18 protein-coding genes and 3 tRNA genes are annotated in these 24,172 nt (G+C 61.9%); 18 read left to right on the top strand and 3 right to left on the bottom strand.

What is annotated here, in order from left to right; genetic code table 11:
• Positions 1 to 46: 46 nt before the first annotated feature.
• On the bottom strand, positions 47 to 3,331 hold the full coding sequence (locus GUY40_RS04500) for an EAL domain-containing protein (RefSeq protein WP_166567739.1): 3,285 nt from the start codon (positions 3,329 to 3,331) through the stop codon (positions 47 to 49).
• A 70-nt stretch (positions 3,332 to 3,401) separates the two neighbouring features.
• Positions 3,402 to 4,280 carry a LysR family transcriptional regulator gene (locus GUY40_RS04505; RefSeq protein ID WP_166567740.1) on the bottom strand — a complete coding sequence of 293 codons (879 nt, stop codon included), beginning with the start codon at positions 4,278 to 4,280 and terminating at the stop codon, positions 3,402 to 3,404.
• Positions 4,281 to 4,411: 131 nt separating this feature from the next.
• Between GUY40_RS04505 and leuC the strand changes: the two genes are divergently transcribed.
• The 18 genes from leuC (at position 4,412) to GUY40_RS04595 (ending at position 22,612) form a co-directional block, all read left to right on the top strand.
• A complete protein-coding gene (gene leuC / locus GUY40_RS04510) occupies positions 4,412 to 5,845 on the top strand; it encodes a 3-isopropylmalate dehydratase large subunit (protein ID WP_166567741.1) in 1,434 nt (477 codons plus the stop codon).
• Positions 5,842 to 6,483 (top strand): 3-isopropylmalate dehydratase small subunit, encoded by a 642-nt coding sequence (gene leuD / locus GUY40_RS04515; RefSeq protein ID WP_166567742.1) that lies wholly within the window; start codon positions 5,842 to 5,844, stop codon positions 6,481 to 6,483. The genes leuC and leuD overlap by 4 nt, the downstream gene beginning before the upstream one ends.
• Positions 6,484 to 6,558: 75 nt before the next feature.
• Positions 6,559 to 7,323, top strand: coding sequence for a class I SAM-dependent methyltransferase (locus tag GUY40_RS04520; RefSeq protein ID WP_166567743.1), 765 nt, complete (start codon positions 6,559 to 6,561; stop codon positions 7,321 to 7,323).
• A gap of 53 nt (positions 7,324 to 7,376) precedes the next feature.
• Complete coding sequence (gene leuB, locus GUY40_RS04525) at positions 7,377 to 8,459, top strand: 3-isopropylmalate dehydrogenase (protein WP_166567744.1); 1,083 nt, start codon at positions 7,377 to 7,379, stop codon at positions 8,457 to 8,459.
• Between the two features lie 66 nt (positions 8,460 to 8,525).
• Positions 8,526 to 9,638, top strand: a complete 1,113-nt coding sequence (gene asd / locus GUY40_RS04530) for an aspartate-semialdehyde dehydrogenase (RefSeq protein ID WP_166567745.1) — start codon at positions 8,526 to 8,528, stop codon at positions 9,636 to 9,638.
• Between the two features lie 224 nt (positions 9,639 to 9,862).
• Positions 9,863 to 10,864, top strand: a complete 1,002-nt coding sequence (locus GUY40_RS04535) for an aspartate-semialdehyde dehydrogenase (protein WP_166567746.1) — start codon at positions 9,863 to 9,865, stop codon at positions 10,862 to 10,864.
• A gap of 173 nt (positions 10,865 to 11,037) precedes the next feature.
• A complete protein-coding gene (locus GUY40_RS04540; protein ID WP_166567747.1) occupies positions 11,038 to 13,806 on the top strand; it encodes a FimV/HubP family polar landmark protein in 2,769 nt (922 codons plus the stop codon).
• A gap of 46 nt (positions 13,807 to 13,852) precedes the next feature.
• Positions 13,853 to 14,728: a tRNA pseudouridine(38-40) synthase TruA gene (gene truA, locus GUY40_RS04545; RefSeq protein WP_178117678.1), complete on the top strand. Its 876-nt coding sequence runs from the start codon at positions 13,853 to 13,855 to the stop codon at positions 14,726 to 14,728.
• A 40-nt stretch (positions 14,729 to 14,768) separates the two neighbouring features.
• A complete protein-coding gene (locus tag GUY40_RS04550; protein ID WP_166567748.1) occupies positions 14,769 to 15,389 on the top strand; it encodes a phosphoribosylanthranilate isomerase in 621 nt (206 codons plus the stop codon).
• A 284-nt stretch (positions 15,390 to 15,673) separates the two neighbouring features.
• Positions 15,674 to 16,594, top strand: coding sequence for an acetyl-CoA carboxylase, carboxyltransferase subunit beta (gene accD, locus GUY40_RS04555; RefSeq protein WP_166567749.1), 921 nt, complete (start codon positions 15,674 to 15,676; stop codon positions 16,592 to 16,594).
• A complete protein-coding gene (gene folC / locus GUY40_RS04560) occupies positions 16,591 to 17,874 on the top strand; it encodes a bifunctional tetrahydrofolate synthase/dihydrofolate synthase (RefSeq protein ID WP_166567750.1) in 1,284 nt (427 codons plus the stop codon). Before accD ends, folC begins: the two co-directional genes overlap by 4 nt.
• Before the next feature lie 7 nt (positions 17,875 to 17,881).
• A complete protein-coding gene (locus GUY40_RS04565; RefSeq protein WP_166567751.1) occupies positions 17,882 to 18,556 on the top strand; it encodes an SPOR domain-containing protein in 675 nt (224 codons plus the stop codon).
• 86 nt (positions 18,557 to 18,642) lie between these two features.
• A complete protein-coding gene (locus tag GUY40_RS04570; RefSeq protein ID WP_166567752.1) occupies positions 18,643 to 19,197 on the top strand; it encodes a CvpA family protein in 555 nt (184 codons plus the stop codon).
• Between the two features lie 41 nt (positions 19,198 to 19,238).
• Complete coding sequence (gene purF / locus GUY40_RS04575) at positions 19,239 to 20,744, top strand: amidophosphoribosyltransferase (RefSeq protein WP_166567753.1); 1,506 nt, start codon at positions 19,239 to 19,241, stop codon at positions 20,742 to 20,744.
• 11 nt (positions 20,745 to 20,755) lie between these two features.
• The gene (locus tag GUY40_RS04580; RefSeq protein ID WP_166567754.1) at positions 20,756 to 21,967 is read left to right on the top strand and encodes an O-succinylhomoserine sulfhydrylase; all 1,212 of its coding nucleotides are present in this window, start codon (positions 20,756 to 20,758) and stop codon (positions 21,965 to 21,967) included.
• 237 nt (positions 21,968 to 22,204) lie between these two features.
• Positions 22,205 to 22,280: transfer RNA gene (locus GUY40_RS04585), tRNA-Val, on the top strand.
• Positions 22,281 to 22,359: 79 nt separating this feature from the next.
• Positions 22,360 to 22,436 (top strand) — tRNA-Asp (locus tag GUY40_RS04590).
• A gap of 99 nt (positions 22,437 to 22,535) precedes the next feature.
• Positions 22,536 to 22,612, top strand: a tRNA-Asp gene (locus GUY40_RS04595).
• A 306-nt stretch (positions 22,613 to 22,918) separates the two neighbouring features.
• Here the strand turns inward: GUY40_RS04595 and GUY40_RS04600 are convergent.
• Positions 22,919 to 24,154, bottom strand: a complete 1,236-nt coding sequence (locus GUY40_RS04600) for a dienelactone hydrolase family protein (protein WP_166567755.1) — start codon at positions 24,152 to 24,154, stop codon at positions 22,919 to 22,921.
• Positions 24,155 to 24,172 lie beyond the last annotated feature (18 nt).

The raw sequence follows: 24,172 nt of genomic DNA on the forward strand, positions 1-24,172 counted from the left end.
TGTGCCAAGTGGTGTTATCGCCTCGCCGCACCGCCGCGAAGCTTTTTTATTGCTCGCGCAACAACCGGCGAAACTCGTCCAGTGGCAGTGGCCGGCTGTGCAGGTAGCCTTGATACAGGTGACAGCCCAAGCCTTCCAGAAACTCCAGCTGCTCGTACAATTCAACCCCTTCGGCAATGACCGACAACTCCAGGCTGTGGGCCATGGCGACGATGGCGCGGACGATTTCGGCATCGTTGGGGTCTTGCGGAGCATCGCGTACAAACGACTGGTCGATCTTCAAGGCGTCCACCGGCAGGCGCTTGAGGTAGGTCAGAGACGAGTAGCCGGTACCGAAATCATCCATGGCAAAGCACACGCCCAGGCTTCTCAGGCTGCGCATTTTGTCGATGGTGTCTTCCAGATTCTGGATCACGATGCCTTCGGTGATCTCCAGCTTGAGCAGTGAGCAGGGCAGCTGATAGTCCTTCAGGCTGCGCTCCACCCGCTCAATGAAGTCGTTCTGGCGAAACTGGCGCGGGCTGATGTTCACGCACAGGCTGAAGTCGTCGATGTCGATCAGGCCTTCATGCAGCAGCTGTGCGCAGGCACCGCAGGCTTCATCGAGGATCCAGCTACCGACTTCCAGAATCAGCCCGCTTTCCTCCAGTACCTGAATAAATAGCGCCGGCGGCTGATACCCCAGCTTCGGATGACGCCAGCGCAGCAATACCTCAGCACCCACAATACGGTCGTCGCGGGCGTCGACCTGGGGTTGGAAATGCAGGCTCAGCTCGCCGCGGGTCAGGGCCTGGCGCAGGTCGTTCTCCATTTGCAGGCGCTCGCTGGCGGCCTTTTGCATGGTGCTGTGGAACATCTGCGTGGTGTTGCGGCCCGAATCCTTGGCGCGGTAAAGCGCAATGTCGGCACGCTTGAGCAGGTCCGCCGGAGTCGAGCCATGGTCGGGAATCAGCGCCACACCGATGCTCGGGGTCACTTGCAGGCGCTGGCCGTCCAGCGACATGGGGTCGGCCAGTATCGAGCGCAACGTGTCCGCCAACTCGCGGACGCGGCGGGTGACCTCGCTGCGGCTGCCTTCCAGGCCGCTGAGCAGAACCACGAACTCGTCGCCGCCCAGGCGCGCCACGGTGTCTTCCATGCGCACGCTGGCTTCCAGCCGCGCGGTGATGATTTTCAGTACCGTGTCGCCGACCGGGTGGCCGAGCGAGTCGTTGATGTGCTTGAAGTGGTCCAGATCCAGGAACAGCAGCGCGCCGCGCAGGTTATGGCGCTTGAGCAGGGCGATCTGTTGGCTGAGGCGGTCCATCAGCAGCGCCCGGTTGGGCAGGTTGGTCAGCGGGTCGTGGTAGGCCAGGTGGCGGATCTGCGCCTGGGCGTTCTTCAGCTGGCTGACATCCCGGGCCGTCAGCAGCAGGCAAGGGGCCTCATTCAGGGTGATCGGCTCGACCGAAACTTCCAGGGTGAGAATATCGCCGCGCTTGTTGTGGCCGATCATTTCTCGCGGGTGCACGCGGCCTTCTTCGCGGAAGTCATTGAGCAGCGTCTTGAGCTGCTTGTCGTCAGCCCACAGGCCGATCTGCCAGGCGGTGTGGCCAATGACATCCTCAGCGCGAAAACCGGTCAGGCGGCAAAAACCGTCGTTGACTTCCAGGTAGCGGCCGCTGTCGCGCTCGCCGATGATGATGGCGTCGGGGCTGGAGTGAAAGGCCTTGGCGAACTTCTCTTCACTGGCCTTGAGGGCCGCTTCGGCACGCTGTTGTTGGGTGATGTCGCGTAGGGTGGTAACGCTGCAGGGCTGGTCATCGACCTTGATCAGGCGGCTGGAAATCACACAGGTGAGGCTCTGGCCGTTCTGGTGGTTGACGGTGACCGCCACGTTATTCAACGCCTGATCGCGGATTACCTGTTCGAAGCGCTGGACTCGCGGCGCCGAATCCGCCCAGAAACCTAGCTGTTCGGCATTTTTGCCAATCAGTTCGTCGGCGTTCCAGCCAAAGGTCTGGGTAAAGGCCGGATTGATCTCGATGAATTGGCCGCTGTCCTGGCGGGTCACGCAAATCGGGTCGGGGCTGGCCTGGAACAGGCTGGCGAATTTCTCTTCGGAGCTGATCAGGCGCTGCTCGCGCTCCACCTGCTCGGTGATGTCGAGCAGGGTGCCGGCCATGCGCAGCGGCTGGCCCTTTTCGTCGCGGTACAAGCGGGCGCGGCTCTCGATAAAGCGCGAGGCGCCGTTTTCCAGCTGGATGCGGTAGGTGATCTGATAATTGCCCGCGGGCCCTTCGCGCAGGCTGCGGTAGGCCTGGCGCGTGGAGCTGCGCTCGTCCTTCGGCACGCCTTCGAAGAAGGCCTCGAATTCCTCATGGAAGGCGACCGGCTCCAGCCCGTGCAACTGCGCCGCGCGGGCCGAGCCATAGAGCATGCCGCTGGGGATGTGCCAGTCCCAGGTCCCCAGTTGTGCCGAGTCCAGGGCCAGGTCCAGGCGCTCCTGGCTGTCTTTGAGTGCCTGTTCGGCGCGTCTGCGCTCAGTGGTGTCGATAAAGGTGCTGAGCAGGTAAGTGACGCCGTCCATCTCGATGTTCTGGGCGCAGAGGATGCCATCATGAATTTGGCCGTTGCTGGCCCGCAGCTGCACTTCCAGACTGGCCGGTTCCGTACCGCTGCGAGTGGCATCCAGCACCATCTGACGCTGTTGCGGGTCGACCCACAAGCCCAGCTCCAGGGTGGTCTTGTTGATGATCTGGTGGCCGGCCCAGCCGAGGATCTTCTCGAAGTGCTGGTTGACCTCGTAGATCAGGCCATCGTTGCGTCGGGTCAGCAGAATCACATTGGGGCTCAGGTGAAACAGCGTGGCGAAGCGTTTTTCCGAGTTGATCAACGCGGTTTCCCGTTCGCGCTGGCGGGTGATCTCGCGGATCACCCCGATCATCTGCGGTTTGCCGCGCTTGTCCTTGACCAGGCTGCCGTTGATTTCCAGCCAGTGCATGCTGCCATCGGGCCAGCGAATGCGGTGGCGCAGCGCTTGTTCGGCGGGTTCGCCATTGAGTACTGCATGAAACGCCTGAATGGTCCGTCGGCGGTCTTCGGGCAGCAGCAGGTCGATGTATTCCAGATCGTTGGGCAGCGGGTGGTGCGGGTCGTAACCAAACAGCGCCTGAGTGCCGCGTGACCAGCTGATCTGGCCACTTTCGATGTCCCAAAACCAGGCGCCCAGATTCGCGCCGTTCAGAGCAGCGAGCAGTTGTGGGGCGCTTTCCCAGGTTTGTTCCGATTCCTGGGGGTCTGCCGCATGAATTCGGGGCAGGCGCGGAAAGCCTTTTGCGGATTTGGGCATGAATACCAGACCTTTGGCGATTGGAGCTCCCATGAGACCGATCTGAAGCCGCAGGCCTGCCGCACAAGGCCTAAGCCTGCGTTTTATGCATATCCAGCAGTGACATGAACGCCCGTGCGGCGTTCGACAGCGTTCGCTCGGTATGCAGGATGTAGCCTAGCTGGCGTGACAGCTGTATGCCCGGCAATGGAATGCGGGTGACCTGTTCATCGAGCATAGTACGTGGGAGCACACTCCAGGCCAGTCCGATGGAAACCATCATCTTGATGGTCTCCAGGTAGTTGGTGCTCATGGCGATGTTCGGGGTCAGGCCCTGGGCCTCGAACAGTCGTTGCACGATGTGATGGGTGAAGGTGTTACCGCCGGGGAAAACCGCCGGATGGTGTGCAATGTCGCTCAGGCTGACGGCGGCCTGCAATGCCAGGCTGTGTTCGGGGGCGGTCACGAAATCCAGCGGATCCTCCCAGACCGGTACGGCCTTGACCAGTGCGTGTGGCTCGGGCGCCAGGGTAATGACCGCCAGTTCCGCGCGGCCATGGAGGATTTCTTCGTAGGCGACTTCTGAATCCAGAAACTGGATATCCAGTGCGACTTCCGGGTATTGCCGGGTAAAAGTGCGCAGCAGCGGTGGCAGACGATGCAGGCCAATGTGATGGCTGGTGGCCAGAGTCAGCCGACCGCTGACCTGGCCGGTGAGGTTAGTCAGCGCCCGCCGCGTATCGTCCAGCACGTTCAAGATCTGATAGGCACGCGGCAGCAAGGCCCGCCCGGCCTCCGTCAGGCTGACTTCACGGCCGAGCCGGTCGAACAGGCGTACATTGAGTTGCTGCTCAAGGCCGGCGATGCGTTTGCTGATCGCCGGTTGCGTCAGGTGCAGGCGCTCGCCTGCACCGGAAAAACTGCCGGTTTCAGCAATCGCGATAAAGGCATTGAGGTTGGCCAGGTCCATGGTTTTGGATTCCTCTTGGTTATCCAAAGCATAAAAATTATGAATTTGAGTTATTAAATCTAACCGCATAGCATCGTCCGTACAAGCCAAGGGGTTATTGGCATAGAAAGACGCTGATGAGGAACAGTCTGATGGCCGGCAAAACGCTCTACGACAAGCTCTGGGATTCGCATTTGGTCAAGCAGCGCGACGATGGGTCGGCGCTGATCTATATCGATCGCCATATCATCCACGAAGTGACGTCGCCACAAGCCTTCGAAGGCCTGCGCCTGGCCGGCCGCAAGCCATGGCGCATCGATACGAACATTGCCACGCCTGATCACAACGTGCCGACCACGCCAGAGCGCAAGGGCGGGATCGACGCCATCGTTGACCAGGTTTCGCGCCTGCAAGTACAGACGCTGGACGACAACTGCGACGAATACGGCATCACCGAGTTCAAGATGAATGATGTCCGTCAGGGCATCGTTCACGTGATTGGCCCGGAGCAGGGCGCAACCTTGCCTGGCATGACCGTGGTCTGCGGCGACTCGCACACTTCCACCCACGGCGCCTTCGGTGCCTTGGCTCATGGCATCGGTACCTCGGAAGTCGAGCATGTGCTCGCCACCCAGTGCCTGGTCGCCAAGAAAATGAAAAACATGCAGGTGCTGGTCGAGGGCGAGCTGCCTTTCGGCGTCACCGCCAAAGACATCGTCCTGGCCGTGATCGGCCAGATCGGCACCGCTGGCGGTAACGGCCATGCCATCGAGTTCGCCGGCAGCGCCATCCGTGACCTGTCGATCGAAGGCCGCATGACCATCTGCAACATGGCGATCGAGGCGGGCGCGCGCGTCGGCCTGGTGGCCGCGGATAAAAAGACCGTCGAGTATGTCAAAGGTCGTCCGTTCGCACCTAAAGGCGCCGAATGGGACCTGGCGGTCGAAGCCTGGAAAGACCTGGTTTCCGACGCCGATGCCAAATTCGACACCGTGGTCGAGCTGGACGCTACCCAGATCAAGCCGCAAGTCAGCTGGGGCACCTCGCCGGAAATGGTACTGGCCGTTGACCAGTGCGTACCGGACCCGGCCCGCGAAGCTGATCTGGTCAAGCGCGGCTCGATCGAGCGCGCCCTGAAGTACATGGGCCTGACCGCTAACCAGGCGATCACCGATATCCAGCTGGACCGCGTATTCATTGGCTCCTGCACCAACTCGCGAATCGAAGACCTGCGCGCTGCGGCAGAGATCGCGAAGGGCCGCAAGGTGGCCTCGACCGTCAAGCAAGCCATCGTGGTGCCGGGCTCGGGCCTGGTCAAAGAGCAGGCTGAAAAGGAAGGCCTGGACAAGATCTTTATCGAAGCCGGTTTTGAATGGCGCGAACCAGGCTGCTCCATGTGCCTGGCAATGAACCCGGACCGCCTGGAGTCGGGCGAGCATTGTGCCTCGACCTCCAACCGGAACTTCGAGGGGCGCCAGGGTGCTGGTGGTCGTACCCACCTGGTCAGCCCGGCCATGGCGGCCGCCGCAGCCGTATCGGGTCGTTTTGTCGATGTACGCGAGTTGATTCAAGGGAGCGCAGCATGAAAGCCTTTACCCAGCACACCGGCCTTGTTGCGCCATTGGATCGCGCCAACGTCGACACTGACCAGATCATTCCCAAGCAGTTCTTGAAGTCGATCAAGCGCACCGGCTTCGGTCCTAACCTGTTCGACGAATGGCGTTACCTGGACGTGGGCCAGCCCTACCAGGACAACTCCAAGCGCCCGCTGAACCAGGAATTCGTGCTCAACCACGCACGTTATCAAGGTGCCAGCGTGCTGCTGGCGCGGGAGAACTTCGGTTGCGGCTCCAGCCGCGAGCACGCGCCATGGGCGCTGGAAGAGTACGGCTTTCGCAGCATCATCGCGCCGAGCTATGCCGACATCTTCTTCAACAACAGCTTCAAGAACGGCCTGTTGCCGATCATCTTGAGCGATGAGGAAGTCGATGAGCTGTTCAAGCAGGTAGAAGCGAACCCGGGCTATCAATTGAACATCGACCTGCAGGCCCAGACCGTGACCCGTCCAGACGGCAAGGTCCTGAGCTTTGAGATCGATGCGTTTCGCAAGCACTGCCTGCTCAACGGCCTGGACGACATCGGCCTGACCTTGCAGGACGGCGATGCTATCGCCAGTTTCGAAGCCAGGCACCGTGCCAGCCAGCCGTGGTTGTTCCGCGACTGATGCAAAATCATCGCCGGCAAGCCGTGCCCCTACCGCCTGTAGGAGCCGGGCTTGCCCGCGAAAAGGGAGCCACACATGACCACCAGCGTTCACACCGATGTCGTTCAACGCCAGTTCGGCGAGCAAGCCTCAGCCTACCTGAGCAGCACCGTACACGCACAAGGCACTGAGTTCGCACTGCTGCAGGCCGAGCTGGCCGGGCAGGGCGCGGCGCGGGTGCTGGACCTGGGCTGCGGCGCCGGCCATGTCAGCTTTCACGTGGCGCCGCTGGTCAAGCAAGTGGTGGCCTATGACCTGTCGCAGCAGATGCTCGATGTAGTCGCCTCGGCGGCTGTCGACAAGGGCCTGGGCAATGTCGTCACCGTGCGTGGCGCCGCCGAACGGCTGCCGTTCGAAGACGGTGAATTCGACTTCGTCTTCAGCCGTTATTCGGCGCATCACTGGAGCGATCTGGGCCTGGCCCTGCGCGAAGTGCGGCGGGTGCTCAAGCCCGGCGGCGTCGCGGTCTTCATTGACGTGATGTCGCCCGGCAGCCCTTTGCTCGACACCTACCTGCAAAGCGTCGAAGTGTTGCGCGACACCAGTCACGTGCGTGATTACAGCGCCGGCGAGTGGCTGCGCCAGGTCAACGAGGCCGGTTTGCAGGTGCGCAGCCATACGCGTCAACGCCTGTTGCTGGAGTACAGCTCGTGGGTTGAGCGCATGCGCACACCAGAAGTGATGCGCGCTGCCATCCGCCAATTGCAGCAAGCCATGGGCGAAGAAGTGCGGCAGTATTACCAGATCGGCGAAGACGGCTCTTTCAGCACCGACGTGCTGGTGCTTTGGGCCCAGCGATAGACTTTACCCGGCGGGCCGTTGCGGCGCGCCGATCGAATTGAATAGAGGAAAGCATGAGCAAGCAGATTCTGATTCTCCCAGGTGACGGTATTGGTCCGGAAATCATGGCCGAAGCGGTCAAGGTGCTGGAGCTGGCCAGCGACAAGTTCCAGTTGGGCTTCACCCTTGAGCACGATGTGATCGGCGGCGCGGCCATCGACAAGCACGGCGTGCCACTGGCCGACGAAACCCTGGAGCGCGCGCGCAAGGCTGCCGCTGTGCTGCTGGGCGCCGTGGGCGGGCCGAAATGGGACAAGATCGAGCGCGACATTCGTCCGGAGCGCGGTCTGCTGAAAATCCGTTCGCAACTGGGCCTGTTCGGCAACCTGCGTCCGGCCATCCTCTATCCGCAACTGGCTGACGCTTCGTCGCTGAAACCGGAAATCGTTGCCGGCCTGGACATCCTGATCGTTCGCGAGCTGACCGGCGGTATCTACTTCGGCGCCCCGCGTGGCACTCGCGAGCTGGAAAACGGCGAGCGCCAGTCCTACGACACCCTGCCTTACAGCGAAAGCGAAATCCGCCGCATCGCCCGGGTCGGTTTCGACATGGCTCGCGTGCGCGGCAAGAAGCTCTGCTCGGTCGACAAGGCCAACGTACTGGCTTCCAGCCAGTTGTGGCGTGAAGTGGTCGAGCAAGTGGCCAAGGACTACCCTGATATCGAGTTGAGCCACATGTACGTGGACAATGCCGCCATGCAATTGGTACGCGCGCCGAAACAATTCGACGTGATGGTTACCGACAACATGTTCGGCGATATTCTGTCCGACGAAGCGTCCATGTTGACCGGTTCCATCGGCATGCTGCCTTCGGCCTCGCTGGATGCCAACAACAAGGGCATGTACGAGCCTTGCCACGGCTCGGCGCCAGACATCGCAGGCCAGGGCATTGCCAACCCGTTGGCAACCATTCTGTCGGTGTCGATGATGTTGCGTTACAGCTTCAATCAGCAGGCCGCTGCCGACGCGATCGAGCAGGCTGTGAGCCTGGTTCTGGACCAAGGGCTGCGCACGGGTGACATCTGGTCGGCCGGTTGCGTGAAAGTGGGTACGCAGGAAATGGGCGACGCAGTAGTCGCGGCACTGCGGAATCTGTAATCTCTCGGGCCCGCTGGCTTTTTTGATACGCCAGCGGCCCACTTTTTTGTCAAAGGTGTAGTTGCGATGAAACGTGTAGGTCTGATCGGTTGGCGCGGAATGGTCGGTTCCGTGCTCATGCAGCGGATGTTGGAAGAACAGGATTTCGACCTTATTGAACCTGTGTTCTTCACCACCTCCAACGTGGGCGGCCAAGGCCCTGCGGTTGGCAAGGATATTGCCCCGCTCAAGGACGCCTACAGCATTGAGGAGCTCAAGACCCTCGATGTGATTCTGACCTGCCAGGGTGGCGACTACACCAGCGAAGTCTTCCCGAAGCTGCGTGAAGCCGGCTGGCAGGGCTACTGGATCGATGCCGCTTCCAGCCTGCGCATGCAGGACGACGCGGTCATCGTGCTGGATCCGGTCAACCGCAGGGTGATCGACCAGCAACTCGATGCCGGTACCAAGAATTTCATTGGCGGTAACTGCACCGTCAGCCTGATGCTGATGGGCCTGGGTGGCCTGTTTGAAGCCGGTCTGGTCGAGTGGATGAGCGCCATGACCTACCAGGCGGCCTCCGGTGCCGGCGCGCAGAACATGCGTGAACTGATCAAGCAAATGGGTGCTACCCACGCCGCCGTGGCCGATGACCTGGCAAACCCTGCCAGCGCCATTCTCGACATCGACCGCAAGGTCGCTGAAGCCATGCGCAGCGAAGCCTACCCGACCGAAAACTTCGGCGTACCGCTGGCCGGCAGCCTGATCCCCTGGATCGACAAGGAACTGCCGAACGGCCAGAGCCGCGAAGAGTGGAAGGCCCAGGCCGAGACCAACAAGATCCTCGGTCGCTTCAAGAGCCCGATCCCGGTGGATGGCATCTGCGTGCGCATCGGCGCCATGCGTTGCCACAGCCAGGCGCTGACCATCAAGCTGAACAAGGATGTGCCGCTGGCCGATATCGAAGGCATGATCAGCCAGCACAATCCATGGGTCAAACTGGTGCCGAACCAGCGTGACATCAGCATGCAGGAGCTGAGCCCGACCAATGTCACCGGCACGCTGAACATCCCGGTAGGTCGCCTGCGCAAACTGAACATGGGTTCGCAATACCTGGGCGCCTTCACCGTTGGCGACCAACTGCTGTGGGGCGCCGCCGAACCGCTGCGCCGCATGCTGCGGATTTTGCTGGAGCGTTGATCGCCAGCTGCTACACCTGAAAAACCCGCGACTTCATCGAAGTCGCGGGTTTTTTTTGAGATCGAAAATCTTCGCGGATAAATCCGCTCCCACATCCACGCTCAAGAGGGTAGGAGGCTTTTGTGGGAGCGGATTTATCCGCGAATACCGGTGACACCGATGATAGCCTCTGTCAGGCAATCCGAGTAAAGTGCCGCTCCCCCCGTTCTGCCAGAGGCCTCCCCATGACTCAGACTTTCGACATCGCCGTGATCGGCGCCACCGGTACGGTCGGCGAGACCCTGGTGCAGATCCTCGAAGAGCGTGATTTCCCCATTGGCACCCTTTATCTGCTCGCCAGCGCAGAGTCCGCCGGCAGTTCGGTGCTGTTTCGCAACAAGAACGTGCGTGTGCGTGAAGTCGATCAATTCGACTTCAACCTGGTAAAACTCGCCTTTTTCGCCGCCAGCCCCGCGGTCTCGCACAGCTACGCCAGCCGTGCCAGCGCCGCCGGCTGCGCCGTGATCGACTTGTCCGGCAGCCTGTCATTGCCCGCCGTCGTGCCCGAAGCCAATGCCCAGGCCTTGGTCGGCCTCGCAGCTCCGGTTCAAGTCGCCAGCCCAAGCGCCGCCGCCGTCGCACTGGCCGTAGCGCTGGCTCCACTGCGCGGTTTGCTTGACCTGGAACAGGTTAACGTCACAGCCTGCCTGGCCGTTTCTGCCCAAGGCCGCGAAGGTGTCAACGAACTGGCCCGGCAAACCGCCGAACTGCTGAATGCCCGCCCACTGGAGCCACGCTTCTTTGACCGGCAGATGGCCTTCAACCTGCTGGCGCAGGTAGGCACCCCGGACGAGCAAGGCCATGTGCCACTGGAGCGGCGTCTGGTTCAGGAGTTACGCGACCTGTTGGCGCTGCCTTTACTCAAGATTTCCGTGACTTGCATTCAGGTGCCGGTGTTCTTTGGCGACAGTTTCAGCGTTTCGGCCCACAGCCGCACGGTGGTCGACGTACCGGCGGTCAATGCCGCGCTGGAGCAGGCGCCGGGTGTGGAACTGGTCGAGGCGGGGGATTATCCGACGCCTGTCGGTGACGCGGTGGGGCAAGATGTGGTCTATGTAGGACGAGTGCGCAGTGGCATCGATGATGGCCACCAGCTCAATCTGTGGCTGACCACCGACAACGTGCGCAAGGGCGCGGCCCTGAACGCAGTCCAGGTGGCCGAATTGTTGATTAAAGACTGGCTCTAAAAGATACTTGGCAACAATTTGCTTAATGATTATCGGCCTGCCGTCAAACGCGGGCCGTTTGCTGGAAGTGAGCTGCCGACGGGGGCTTGCGGGGGCATCGTTGCAAGACCGTGCCTCATGGCAACTATCACTTCTTCTCGCCTGCCGAGGAGCGTTCAACAAAGGATTAGCTCATGGTTCAAGTTCGCAAACTGGTGTTAGCAATAGCCGCTGCGTCGGCGCTGTCTTCCGGTATGGCGCAGGCACTCGAATTGGGGGAGTTGACCCTCAAATCGGCGCAGAACCAGCCGCTGCTGGCGGAAATCGAACTGCGCGACGTCGACGGCCTGAGTGCTGCCGAGATGCAGCCAGGCCTGGCGTTGCCCGAAGAGTTCGCCAAGGCCGGTATCGACCGTCAGGCGTTTCTTGACGATCTGACCTTTACCCCGGTGGTCAACCCGAACGGCAAGAGCGTGTTGCGCGTCACGTCCAGCAAGCCGCTGCCCGAGCCCTTCGTCAAATTCGTGGTGCAGGTGCGCTACCCTCAGGGCCGGCTGATGCGCGACTACAGCGTATTGCTCGACCCGTCCAAATTCTCGCCCGAGGCTGCGCAAGCCGCAGGCCAGGGCGCGACGCCTGCCGTCAGTGGCGCCAGCGAGTACACCACCAATCGCCGCGACACCCTGTGGGAAATTGCCTCGCGCAACCGTCAGGGCGCTTCGGTGCAGCAGACCATGCTGGCGATTCAGGCGCTCAACCCCGATGCCTTTATCGATGGCAATATCAACCGCCTGAAAACCGGCCAGGTCTTGCGCCTGCCCGATCAGCAGCAAGCCACCAGCCTGCCGCAAGCCCAGGCGATTGCCGACGTCGCTGAACAAAACGCTGCCTGGCGTGAGGGCCGTCGCCTGGGCCCGCGCGCCCAGCAGCTGGATGCCACCCGTCGCAGCCAAGGGCAGGGCACGGTCGCTCCAGCCCAGACGCAAGACAAGCTTAGCCTGGTCTCTGCCGGCAAAGGCGGGGCCAATGACAGTAAGGCGCTGAACAACAAGCTTGCCGTGGCCCAGGAAACTCTCGACACCACTACGCGCAGCAATACCGAGCTGAAAAGCCGGATGGCAGACCTGCAAAGCCAGATGGACAAGCTGCAGAAGCTGATCCAGCTGAAAAACGACCAACTGGCCAGGCTTGAGGCGGGTGCGGGGGCTAAGGGCTCGACGCCGCCCGCAGAAGCGCCGGCGCCGATTTCTGCCGAGCTGGCGGCGCCTGCCGATACCGCACCGGCTGCAATCCTGGATACCGCCGCCACCCCGGCACCCGCAGCCGCGGACACCGCGCCAGCGGTCGACGCCACTCAGGCCCCTGAAGCAGCCGAGCAACCACCGGTCGCCGCCACATCCGAAGACGCTCTGCAATCGCTGATGGGCAACCCGCTGTTGCTCGGTCTGATCGCCGGTTCTTCAGTGCTGGTCTTGCTGCTGTTGTTGCTGTTGCTGGCGCGCCGTCGCAAGGCCCGGCAGGAAGCGGAAAAACACATGAGCATGGCCCGTGCGCTGGCTGAAGAGTCTGATTACCCAAGCGACACGTTCAGCCTGCAGGATGACCAGCTGGAAGGCATCGAAACCCCGGCGCCGAGCGTGAAGCTTGCGCCATCCTTCGTGGCGGCGTCGGCGGCGGCAGCTACGGCCTCTGAGGGGCCTGAAACCCGCTATTGCGCAGCGCGCACTGAAGTGGCAGCTGATGCACCGATCACCGCACCGTTGGTCGCGCCTGCAGCGGAACCGATCCCGGATGCGGAGCTGCTCGCGCGCGTCGATAGCCTGATCGAGCAACGTCGCTACATCGAAGCGGCCGGCGCGCTGGCACCTGCCGTGGCGCGTGAGCCACAGCACAGCGACCTGCGCTTGAAACTGATGGAAGTCCACGCCCTGCGCGGCGACCGCGAATCGTTCACCAACAATGAGCGGCAGTTGATCGCCACCGGCAACAATCATGCCGCTGTCGAATCGCTCAAGAGCCGCTTTCCAGCGATGCTGGGGGCGGTCGCGGGTGGTTTGAGCGCTGCCGCGTTGGCCGCCGAGCTGGACGCGCAGTACGTCAAGGACCTGCTCAAGGATGAGCCCGAAGCAGAGGCATTGCCAGCCGAGGAGCTCGACACTGCGTTCGACCTCAGTCTGGATGATCCAGAAGTGCTGCCACCGGCGGAACTGGCCGAGGAAGAACTGCTGGCAGCCGAGTTCGGCGAGCTGGACGACAACGCCCCGGTAGCGGATATCACCGACGATCTGCTGCTCGACGCGCCATTGATCGCTGAGCAGCAAGCGCCGGTCGTCGACGTGCCGACACTGGATGAAGCCCCGGCACGGGTCACCGACCCGGCCGATTCGGCCGAAATCAACGAACTGGACTTCGAGGCGTTACTCGCCGAGCACGCGGAGCAAGGCGCCAGCAGCACTGCCGGCAACGATCTGGACGATTTCGACCTGGACATCGGCGCAGACCCTGCAGCGATAGCCACCAGCGAGCCGGTGGACGTCGCAGCGCAACTGGCCGAGTTCGAAAAAGACCTGGAGCTGGACGATCCGTTTGCCGCGCTGGACGATGACCTCTCGTTGCCTGAAGATTTCGACTTGTCGCTACCCGACACCGAACCTGCTCCGGCGCCTGCCGCAGCGTTCAAGGATGTGAGCGCCGAGCTTGAAAGCCTGTCGCAATCGCTCGGTCATCCGCCGATTGAAGTGCCAACCTTTACCGAGCAGGATGCTGCGGCCATTGAAGACGAGCCGGAATTCGACTTCCTGGCCGGCACCGACGAATCGGCCACCAAGCTGGATCTCGCGCGTGCTTATATCGACATGGGCGATGACGGCGGTGCCCGCGACATCCTGAATGAAGTGCTCACCGAGGGCACCGACGTTCAGCGCAAAGAAGCGCTTGACATGTTGAAGAGCGTCAAAGGGTAAGTGGCTGCTTGCCTTTGCTCCCCCTACACCTACAGGCTGTAATTTCTTGGAAATCATTGATAAATCGGCGGCCGAATCGGCCGCCGACGGTTTTTACCGGATTGCATTGGGCGTCGAATACAAGGGCTCGCGTTACTGTGGCTGGCAACGCCAGGCCAGTGGCGTGAAGACCATTCAGCAGACGCTGGAAGAGGCCTTGTCCAAGGTTGCCGACGCCCCTGTGGTGTTGTCCTGCGCGGGCCGCACTGATGCAGGTGTGCACGCCTGCGGTCAGGTGGTGCATTTCGATACCCGGGCCGAACGCAGCATGAAGGCCTGGGCCATGGGCGCCAATATCAACCTGCCTCACGACATCAGCGTCAGCTGGGCCAAAGTCATGCCGGCGCACTTTCATGCGCGCTTCAAGGCGATTGCCCGGCGATATCGTTATGTCATTTACAACGATCAGATTCGTCCTGCGCACCTGGGCGAAGAAATCACCTGGAACCACCGTCCACTCGATGCCGAACGCATGGCAGCCGCCGCCGACTACCTGGTCGGCACCCACGATTTCAGCGCCTTTCGCGCCGGCCAGTGTCAGGCCAAGTCGCCCATCAAGAAACTCCACCATCTGCGCGTGACCCGTCACGGCAAGATGATCGTAATCGATATCCGCGCCAATGCGTTTCTGCACCATATGGTGCGCAATATTGCCGGTGTGTTGATGACCATCGGCGCTGGCGAGCGGCCGGTGGAATGGCTCAAGGAAGTGCTCGAAAGCCGCGAGCGCCGCAGTGGCGGGGTGACGGCGCATCCGTACGGGCTGTACCTGGTGCAGGTCGAATACCACGACGAGTTCGAGTTGCCCGAGCGCTTTATCGGCCCACATTTCCTTACAGGCTACGAGTCGTTGTCGGCTGACGTTGCTCAAGGCATTTGTTAACATCCGGGATTCGTCGCCCAAAGCTGAGGTTTTAGCCCCTATGTCAGCCGTTCGCAGCAAAATCTGCGGTATTACCCGCATAGAAGATGCGCTGGCCGCCTGCGATGCGGGTGCCGACGCGATTGGCCTGGTGTTCTATGCCAAGAGCCCGCGAGCCGTCACCGTCGAGCAGGCGCGGGCGATCATCGCCGCCTTGCCGCCGTTCGTGACCACCGTCGGCCTGTTTGTCAACGCCAGCCGTTGCGAACTTAACGAGATCCTCGAAGCCGTGCCGCTGGACGTGCTGCAATTTCATGGCGACGAAACCCCTGACGACTGCGAGGGCTACCACCGTCCCTGGATCAAGGCCTTGCGCGTGCGCCCCGGTGACGACCTGGAGGCCAGTTGCCAGGCTTACGCCAATGCCAGCGGAATCCTGCTCGATACCTTCGTGGCCGGCGTGCCCGGTGGAACCGGCGAAGCCTTCGACTGGTCTCTGATCCCGGCACACTTGAGCAAGCCCATCATTCTTGCCGGTGGCCTGACCGCCGAGAACGTCGCCCGGGCCATCGCCCAGGTGCGGCCGTACGCCGTCGATGTCAGCGGCGGGGTAGAGCAGTCCAAGGGCATCAAGGATCCGCAACTTATCGCCGCATTCATGCAGGCGGTCCGGCAGGCGTAAAACGCTGGGTTTTACCTGGATGTGACGGTTGGCAATCAGCCACCGTCCATAGTTTCGCAGCACCCGGCTGCCGGGCCCGATCAGCGGGCGAATCGAAATTGTACGCGTGATGGCCTGCGAGGTCGTCACTGCATTGGTTGAAGAGGGGCTGGATCAAGGCGTCGCCTGCTGTACGCAGCCCGCCGGAGCACCCCTCATCGTTTTACATTTGAATTGAGCTCAAGGGCACTCGCGGTGCTGCAACGTCAAGACGTTTCAGGCACGCGATACTGGAGAAAGAAAGCATGAGCAACTGGTTAGTAGACAAACTGATCCCTTCGATCATGCGTTCCGAGGTGAAGAAAAGCTCGGTTCCCGAGGGGCTGTGGCACAAATGTCCGTCCTGCGAGGCCGTGCTCTATCGTCCGGAGCTGGAAAAGACCCTGGACGTCTGCCCCAAGTGCAACCACCACATGCGCATCGGCGCGCGGGCACGCCTGGACCTGTTCCTGGACGCCGAAGGCCGCGTCGAGCTGGGCGCTGACCTGGAACCGGTCGACCGCCTGAAATTTCGCGATGGCAAAAAATACAAGGACCGTCTGACCGGCGCCCAGAAACAGACCGGTGAAAAAGACGCCCTGATCTCCATCAGCGGTACCCTGCTGGGCATGCCGGTCGTGGCCAGCGCCTTCGAATTTTCCTTCATGGGTGGCTCGATGGGTGCCATCGTTGGCGAGCGCTTCGTCCGCGCGGCCAACTATGCACTGGAAAACCGTTGCCCGATGGTCTGCTTCTCGGCCTCCGGTGGCGCGCGCATGCAAGAAGCCCTGATTTCCCTGATGCAAATGGCCAAGACCTCCGCGGCGCTGGCGCGTCTGCGTGAAGAAGGCCTGCCGTTCATCTCCGTGCTGACCGACCCGGTCTACGGCGGCGTATCGGCCAGTCTGGCGATGCTCGGCGATGTGATCGTTGCAGAGCCCAAGGCGCTGATCGGTTTCGCTGGCCCGCGCGTCATCGAACAGACCGTTCGTGAAAAACTGCCGGAAGGCTTCCAGCGCAGCGAGTTCCTGCTGGAGCACGGCGCTATCGACATGATCATCTCCCGTCAGGAACTGCGCCCGCGCCTGGGTAGCCTGCTGGCACAGTTCATGGGCCTGCCGACACCGAGTTTCGTCGCCACGCCCATCGAACCGCTGGTCGTTCCACCGGCACCTGCCACCGTATGACACAGCGCAGCCTGGGTGACTGGCTCGCCTACCTCGAGCAACTGCATCCGTCAGCCATCGACATGGGGCTCGAGCGTTCGCAGCAGGTCCTGAGCCGGCTCGGTCTGGGCAAGCTGGCGGCGCGGGTCATCACGGTGACCGGTACCAATGGCAAGGGCTCCACCTGTGCCTTCGTCGCCTCCTTGCTGGCGGCGCAAGGGCTCAAGGTGGGGGTCTATGCGTCGCCACACCTGCTGCGCTACAACGAGCGGGTGCAGATTGCCGGCGTCGAAGCCAGCGATCAGGCGCTTTGTGAAGCCTTCGCCGCTGTTGAAGCGGCCCGCGGCGAAATCTCCCTGACCTATTTCGAGATGGGCACCCTGGCGGCCTTCTGGCTGTTCCAGCAGGCGGCGCTGGATGCCGTTGTGCTGGAAGTCGGCCTGGGCGGGCGCCTGGATGCGGTCAACCTGATCGATGCCGACGTGGCCCTGGTGACCAGCATCGGCATCGATCACATCGACTACCTGGGCGACAGCCGCGAGTCGGTGGCCTTCGAGAAGGCCGGAATCTTCCGCGCGGGCAAACCTGCCCTGTGCGGCGATCTCGATCCGCCGCAGCCGCTGCTGGATCAGGTGGCCAGGCTGGGCAGCCCGTTTTACCTGCGCGGCCGTGATTATGACCTGGCTATCACTGACCAGGCCTGGCACTGGCGCGGGCTTGACGGGCGCGGCCAGATGGTTGAACTGACTGACCTGCCGCCGCTTGACCTGCCGGTGGAAAACGCCGCCCTGGCGTTGCAGGCCTACCTGCTGCTCGACCTGCCGTGGGAGGCCGGGCAGATTGCCGCGGCGCTGCAGCGTACGCGAGTCACAGGGCGTCTGGATCGTCGCCGCGTGGCCTGGAAAGGCAAATCGTTGAACCTGCTGCTCGATGTCGGGCATAACCCCCATGCTGCGTTGTACCTGGCGGGCCGCCTGTCGGCTCGTCCGGTTCCGGGGCGCCGGCTGGCGGTGTTCGGTCTGCTGGCCGACAAGGACCTGGAGGGGGTGATTGCCCCGCTCAAGGGCCTGGTCCAGCACTGGGCGGTAACGCCCCTGCCAACCTCACGCACGCGTTCGGCGGACGAATTGCAGGTTGCCTTGCAGAACCTTGGTGCTGCGGTAACCTCATATGACAGCGTGACAGCGGCGCTCGAAGCGCAGCTCGATCAAGCCACAGCCGAAGACGAAATTCTGCTGTTCGGATCATTTTTCTGTGTCGGTGAAGCCCTGGAGTGGTTGGCCCGTCAGCCCGAGGAGTAAGTGACAAATGGCTTTGCTGGATAATGTGGTCAAGCAGCGCATGGTCGGTGCGCTGGTACTGGTGGCGCTGGCGGTGATTTTCCTGCCGATGCTGTTTTCCCGCGAGGATGAACAGCGCCAGGTGCGTGTCGAGGCCCCGGCGGCCCCGGCAGCGCCGACCATGCCTCAGGTTCAGGTCGAGCCCGTGCAGGTGCCCGAACCCGAAGTGATTCCCGAGCCGACCACGCAGGCGTCTGCAACCTCTTCGGCGCCCAGCATGCCCATTGCGCCCGCATCGACTGCACCCGCTGCAACGACGCAGCCGGCACCCGCCGTTGCCGCCAGCAAGCCGGCACCAGCACCCGCGCCGGCACCCGCCGCCAAGCCTGCCCCGGCCGCTGCACCGCCGGTCACCAGCGCCGCGAAGCCGGATACCGCGGCGAAAAAGGTCGATGCCAACGGCCTGCCCGTCAGCTGGTCGATCCAGCTGGCCAGCCTGTCCAGCCGGGCCAATGCCGAAGCCATGCAAAAAAAACTGCGCAGCCAGGGTTACAACGCCTATATCCGCACCAGCGGCGGCATGAACCGGGTATTTGTCGGGCCTTTGGTCGAGCGCGCGGAGGCCGATCGCCTGCGTGATCTGCTGGACCGTCAGCAGAACCTCAAGGGATTTGTCGTGCGCTTCCAGCCCGAGCGCGGTTGATCCAGGGCTTCACATCGCAATAGCCGCTTACCGACGGGCCAGCGCTCTGCTAAAATGCGGCGCCTAATCCGTCTGTAGGCTGCACTGTGGCATTTACCTGGGTCGACTGGGCGATCATCGCGATCATCGCCATTTCTTGTTTGATCAGTTTGAAGCGCGGTTTCGTCAAGGAAGCCTTGTCGCTGCTTACCTGGATCATCGCCGGGGCCGTCGCCTGGATGTTCGGCGGTTCGTTGTCACAGTACCTGGAAAGCTATATTCAAACACCGTCGGCCCGCATCATCGCCGGCTGCGCCATTTTATTCGTTGCCACCTTGCTGGTCGGCGCGATGGTCAACTTTCTCATCGGCGAACTGATTCGCGTCACCGGGCTTTCCGGGACCGATCGTTTCCTCGGCATGGCCTTTGGTGCCGCTCGCGGCGGCTTGCTGGTGGTTGTGGCCGCCGGGCTTCTGAGCCTGGGGCCGGTACAGCAGGATCCGTGGTGGCAAGAGTCTCGGCTCTTGCCCCGATTTCTATTGGTCGCAGACTGGTCGAAAAACCTCATACTGGGGATGTCCAGTCAGTGGCTTGCCAGCGGGATCAGCGCACCGGCTGATCTTCCGTTCAAGGAGCAACTCTTGGGGCCCAAGACGCCATGAGTGTTGTTCAGTTCAGATTCATTAAGTAGGGGTTGCGTCGCATGTGTGGCATCGTCGGTATCGTCGGTAAGTCGAACGTCAATCAGGCGCTGTATGACGCGCTAACCGTCCTCCAGCACCGCGGCCAGGACGCTGCCGGTATTGTGACCAGCCATGATGGCCGGTTATTCCTGCGCAAGGACAACGGGCTGGTTCGGGATGTATTCCAACAGCGCCATATGCAGCGCCTGGTAGGGCACATGGGTATCGGCCACGTCCGTTACCCGACCGCGGGCAGCTCGACCTCGGCAGAGGCCCAGCCGTTCTACGTCAACTCGCCGTATGGCATCACCCTGGCGCACAACGGTAACCTGACCAACGTTGAACAGTTGGCCAAGGAGATCTACGAGTCCGATCTGCGCCACGTCAACACCAATTCCGATTCGGAAGTGCTGCTCAACGTCTTCGCCCATGAGCTGGCGGTGCGTGGCAAGCTGCAACCGACTGAAGAAGACGTGTTTGCCGCGGTAACCGATGTGCACAATCGCTGCCGTGGCGGTTACGCCGTGGTGGCCATGATCACTGGTTACGGCATCGTCGGTTTCCGCGATCCGAATGCCATTCGTCCGATCGTGTTCGGCCAGCGTCACACCGACGAAGGCGTCGAATACATGATCGCCTCCGAAAGCGTCTCGCTGGACGTGCTCGGCTTCACCCTGATTCGCGACCTCGCGCCGGGCGAAGCGGTGTACATCACCGAAGACGGTCAGCTGCACACCCGTCAGTGCGCGACCAATCCGCAATTGAACCCGTGCATCTTCGAACACGTCTACCTGGCCCGTCCTGACTCGATCATCGACGGCGTCTCGGTCTACAAGGCGCGTCTGCGCATGGGCGAGAAGCTGGCCGAGAAGATCCTGCGCGAGCGTCCCGAGCACGATATCGACGTGGTCATCCCGATTCCGGACACCAGCCGTACCGCTGCACTGGAGCTGGCGAACCACTTGGGCGTGAAATTCCGCGAAGGTTTCGTCAAGAACCGCTACATCGGCCGGACCTTCATCATGCCGGGCCAGGCAGCGCGCAAGAAATCCGTGCGCCAGAAGCTCAACGCCATCGAACTGGAATTCCGCGGCAAGAACGTGATGCTGGTGGACGACTCGATCGTTCGTGGTACCACTTGCAAGCAGATCATTCAGATGGCCCGCGAAGCCGGTGCCAAGAATGTCTACTTCTGCTCGGCCGCCCCAGCGGTGCGCTTCCCGAACGTGTATGGCATCGACATGCCAAGCGCCCATGAGCTGATCGCCCACAACCGCAGCACCCAGGACGTGGCCGACCTGATTGGCGCAGACTGGCTGGTCTACCAGGACCTGTCTGACCTGATCGAAGCGGTCGGTGGCGGCAAGGTCAAGATCGAGCACTTCGACTGCGCGGTATTCGACGGCCAGTACGTCACCGGCGACGTCGACGAAGCCTACCTGGACAAGATCGAGCAGGCCCGTAACGACGCTTCCAAGGCCAAGACTCAGGCCGTCAGCGCGATCATCGACCTTTACAACAACTGAGGAGCAGCGGCATGACACAGGATTGGGATGCCGGGCGACTGGACAGTGACCTGGAAGGCGTAGCATTCGACACGCTGGCCGTCCGGGCGGGCCAGCACCGCACGCCGGAAGGTGAGCACAGCGATCCGCTGTTCTTCACCTCCAGCTACGTGTTCCGCACCGCAGCCGATGCGGCTGCGCGGTTCGCTGGTGAAGTACCGGGCAACGTTTATTCGCGCTACACCAACCCGACCGTTCGGGCCTTCGAAGAGCGCATCGCTGCGCTTGAGGGCGCCGAGCAGGCGGTTGCCACCTCCACCGGCATGTCGGCGATTCTGTCGACCGTCATGAGCCTGTGCAGCGCCGGTGACCACGTGCTGGTCTCGCAGAGTGTATTCGGCTCGACCATCAGCCTGTTCGAGAAGTACTTCAAGCGCTTCGGCGTCGAAGTCGACTACGTGCCGTTGGCGGATGTGGCGGGCTGGGATGCGGCGATCAAGGCCAACACCCGCCTGCTGTTCGTCGAAACCCCGTCCAACCCGCTGGCTGAGCTGGTCGACATCACCGCACTGGCCGAAGTGGCACATGCCAAGGGCGCCATGCTGGTGGTCGACAACTGTTTCAGTACGCCGGCCTTGCAGCAACCGCTCAAGCTCGGCGCCGACATCGTCGTGCACTCGGCCACCAAGTTCATCGACGGCCAGGGCCGTTGCATGGGCGGTGTGGTTGCCGGTCGCAGCGAGCAGATGAAGGAAGTGGTCGGGTTCCTGCGCACCGCCGGGCCGTCGTTGAGCCCGTTCAACGCCTGGATCTTCCTCAAGGGCCTGGAAACGCTGAACCTGCGCATGCGCGCTCACTGCGCCAATGCCCAGGTTCTGGCTGAGTGGCTGGAGCAGCAGGACGGCATCGAGAAGGTGCACTACGCAGGTCTGGCCAGCCACCCGCAGCACGAACTGGCCAAGCGCCAGATGCGCGGCTTCGGTGCGGTGGTCAGCTTTGAGGTCAAGGGCGGCAAAGAGGGCGCCTGGCGCTTTATCGATGCCACCCGGTTGATTTCGATCACCGCCAACCTGGGCGACAGCAAAACCACCATCACCCACCCGGGCACCACTTCCCACGGCCGTCTGTCGCCGCAGGAGCGTGAGGCTGCCGGTATTCGCGACAGCCTGATCCGGGTGGCCGTGGGGCTGGAAGACGTAGCTGACCTGCAGGCTGATCTGGCACGGGGCCTGGCCGCTCTGTGATCGACTGGTCGTGCGACATGGTCGACGGCGGCATGACCAGGAAGATGATCTGGGCGTAACAGCAAGCAACGAGTTTCACGCGGTATTGGAAGCGGTTTGGGCAGGTAGGTGGAAAGGGTCGATTTGAAGCTTTTTTAAAAAAACTTCAATCAGGGTATTGACTTAGGTCCGCTACCTGCGTAAATTTCGCGGCCTCAGCGAAGCAAAGCTAGCCAGCGAAAGCGAAGCGAAGCAAAAGGGTGATTAGCTCAGCCGGGAGAGCATCTGCCTTACAAGCAGAGGGTCGGCGGTTCGATCCCGTCATCACCCACCACTTCCTGAGATGTTCCTGATTCAAGCTTCCAAAAGAAGTGTTGAGTAAGAGAGGAACCGGACGAGAGTCCACACTATGCGCAGCGGTAGTTCAGTCGGTTAGAATACCGGCCTGTCACGCCGGGGGTCGCGGGTTCGAGTCCCGTCCGCTGCGCCACTTTTCTCCAGATCGGGGTAACATCCGGTTTGAGGTTTGAAGGCACCGAAGCCTTCATGCCAGATCCCAGTTTCAATCAGGCGAAAGTCTGAGCGATACGCAGCGGTAGTTCAGTCGGTTAGAATACCGGCCTGTCACGCCGGGGGTCGCGGGTTCGAGTCCCGTCCGCTGCGCCATATCCGCCTCGAGGCCCTTGAACTCCTCGAAGCAACAAAGAAAGCGACCTTCGGGTCGCTTTTTTTGTGACTGTGATTTGTCGATCGAGTTTATCAATTTTCCGCGTTTTCATGTAGGAGCGGCGGTCCGGCGTCCCGGCCTGGCCGCGATGGGCTGCGAAGCGGCCCCCGACGATTCTGAAACCGCTGCACTTGCAAGATATGTTGCAGATATCGCTGGCCTCAGGGGCCGCTGCGCGGCCCATCGCGGCCAGGCCGGGACGCCGGACCGCCGCTCCTACAGTTACCGCTTGCATCCGAAGATGTTTATTCGCCCGCGCTTTGATCCCAACGCCCCATCAACGCATTGGACGGCAACTGCTCATCCAGCAATTTCCTCGCCGTCTCTACCCCCGCCACCGGCAGCCCCTCAGGGTTCAACAACCCAATCTGTACCAGCACGCTGGCCTGGTCCCAGTAGATATGCTCATGGTAGAGCTTGTCGCCACGGAACTTGATCACGCCCAGCATAGGTATCTCAACGTATTTGCCAGTCGGAACCACGTTGGGCAGCATCCAGTCGATTTCGGTGCTGTGGGTGAAGCACATGATGAATTCATCGACGATCTGCAGCGCGCCGACGGTGCGGGAGATCGGGATAAGTTTCATGTCCGGTGGATTGCCGTGGACAAAATGGTGTTGGTAGAAGCGGCTCAGCTCTTTTGCGCCGACACCGCCGGTCATGGTCGGAATATGGTTGACGTAGGGTTCGGCGACCATGGTTGCCATGGTGGCGGGTACGTCGCGGGTGCCGAACTCGTGGCGGATGTGTTCTTCCCATAGGGCTGACAGGTTGAAGTTTGGCCCTATCTCGCGCTTGAGCGCGGCGATGCTGCGTTCGTGGGCCATCAACGAGGCCGGTTTGTCGTAGTGCATGCCGCCGGCCCGGGCGAAGGCGTGGTCGACACCTGGGTACACGTAGACTTCAGCCTTGTCGTTGCCGGCCAGGTGCTCGCTGATCCGGGCGCGGGCATTGGCGTCGCAGTAGCCATCGTTTTCAGCAAAATGCAGCACCAACCGGCCTTTGAGGTTCTCGGACTCGTGCAGCAGGTGTTCGATGCCCATGCCGTAATAGCCGACTGCGCAGGCCACTTGGGTGCGCGTGGCGGTCAGCCAGGCCAGCTTGCCGCCCATGCAGAAGCCGACGTAGCCCAGGCCGCTGTCTTCGACTTCCGGCAGGGCGCGCAGGGCGCTGAAGCTGGCGTCGATGTCGGTGATAGCCTTGTCCACGTCCAGGCGCTGGAACAGGTCGATGGCAATGGCGAAATCCGCTTCGGTGTAGCCCAGGTCGATACCCGGTTGCAGGCGCCAGAACAGGTCCGGCACCAGTGCGACATAACCTTCCTCGGCGTAGAAGTCAGCCACCGCACGCATGTTGGCGTTCACGCCGAAAATTTCCTGGCCGATCACCACCCCGGGGCCCTTGCCGCCGACCGGCACTGCCAGATAGCCGCTGAAGGTGGCGCTGCTGTCCGTTGCCGGGATTTCAATCATCTTGCCCATATCATCTGCCTCATTCGG

Origin of the sequence: Pseudomonas sp. R5(2019) (assembly GCF_009905435.1) — a bacterium.
Taxonomy (GTDB): Bacteria; Pseudomonadota; Gammaproteobacteria; order Pseudomonadales; family Pseudomonadaceae; genus Aquipseudomonas.

Coding starts and splice junctions, on each gene's coding strand:
- asd (WP_166567745.1), top strand. CDS start 8,526: ATGAAACGTGTAGGTCTGATCGGTTGGCGCGGAATGGTCGGTTCCGTG.
- GUY40_RS04500 (WP_166567739.1), bottom strand. CDS start 3,331: ATGCCCAAATCCGCAAAAGGCTTTCCGCGCCTGCCCCGAATTCATGCG.
- GUY40_RS04540 (WP_166567747.1), top strand. CDS start 11,038: ATGGTTCAAGTTCGCAAACTGGTGTTAGCAATAGCCGCTGCGTCGGCG.
- GUY40_RS04565 (WP_166567751.1), top strand. CDS start 17,882: ATGGCTTTGCTGGATAATGTGGTCAAGCAGCGCATGGTCGGTGCGCTG.
- GUY40_RS04550 (WP_166567748.1), top strand. CDS start 14,769: ATGTCAGCCGTTCGCAGCAAAATCTGCGGTATTACCCGCATAGAAGAT.
- leuC (WP_166567741.1), top strand. CDS start 4,412: ATGGCCGGCAAAACGCTCTACGACAAGCTCTGGGATTCGCATTTGGTC.
- folC (WP_166567750.1), top strand. CDS start 16,591: ATGACACAGCGCAGCCTGGGTGACTGGCTCGCCTACCTCGAGCAACTG.
- GUY40_RS04505 (WP_166567740.1), bottom strand. CDS start 4,280: ATGGACCTGGCCAACCTCAATGCCTTTATCGCGATTGCTGAAACCGGC.
- leuD (WP_166567742.1), top strand. CDS start 5,842: ATGAAAGCCTTTACCCAGCACACCGGCCTTGTTGCGCCATTGGATCGC.
- GUY40_RS04580 (WP_166567754.1), top strand. CDS start 20,756: ATGACACAGGATTGGGATGCCGGGCGACTGGACAGTGACCTGGAAGGC.
- GUY40_RS04600 (WP_166567755.1), bottom strand. CDS start 24,154: ATGGGCAAGATGATTGAAATCCCGGCAACGGACAGCAGCGCCACCTTC.
- leuB (WP_166567744.1), top strand. CDS start 7,377: ATGAGCAAGCAGATTCTGATTCTCCCAGGTGACGGTATTGGTCCGGAA.
- accD (WP_166567749.1), top strand. CDS start 15,674: ATGAGCAACTGGTTAGTAGACAAACTGATCCCTTCGATCATGCGTTCC.
- purF (WP_166567753.1), top strand. CDS start 19,239: ATGTGTGGCATCGTCGGTATCGTCGGTAAGTCGAACGTCAATCAGGCG.
- GUY40_RS04535 (WP_166567746.1), top strand. CDS start 9,863: ATGACTCAGACTTTCGACATCGCCGTGATCGGCGCCACCGGTACGGTC.
- GUY40_RS04520 (WP_166567743.1), top strand. CDS start 6,559: ATGACCACCAGCGTTCACACCGATGTCGTTCAACGCCAGTTCGGCGAG.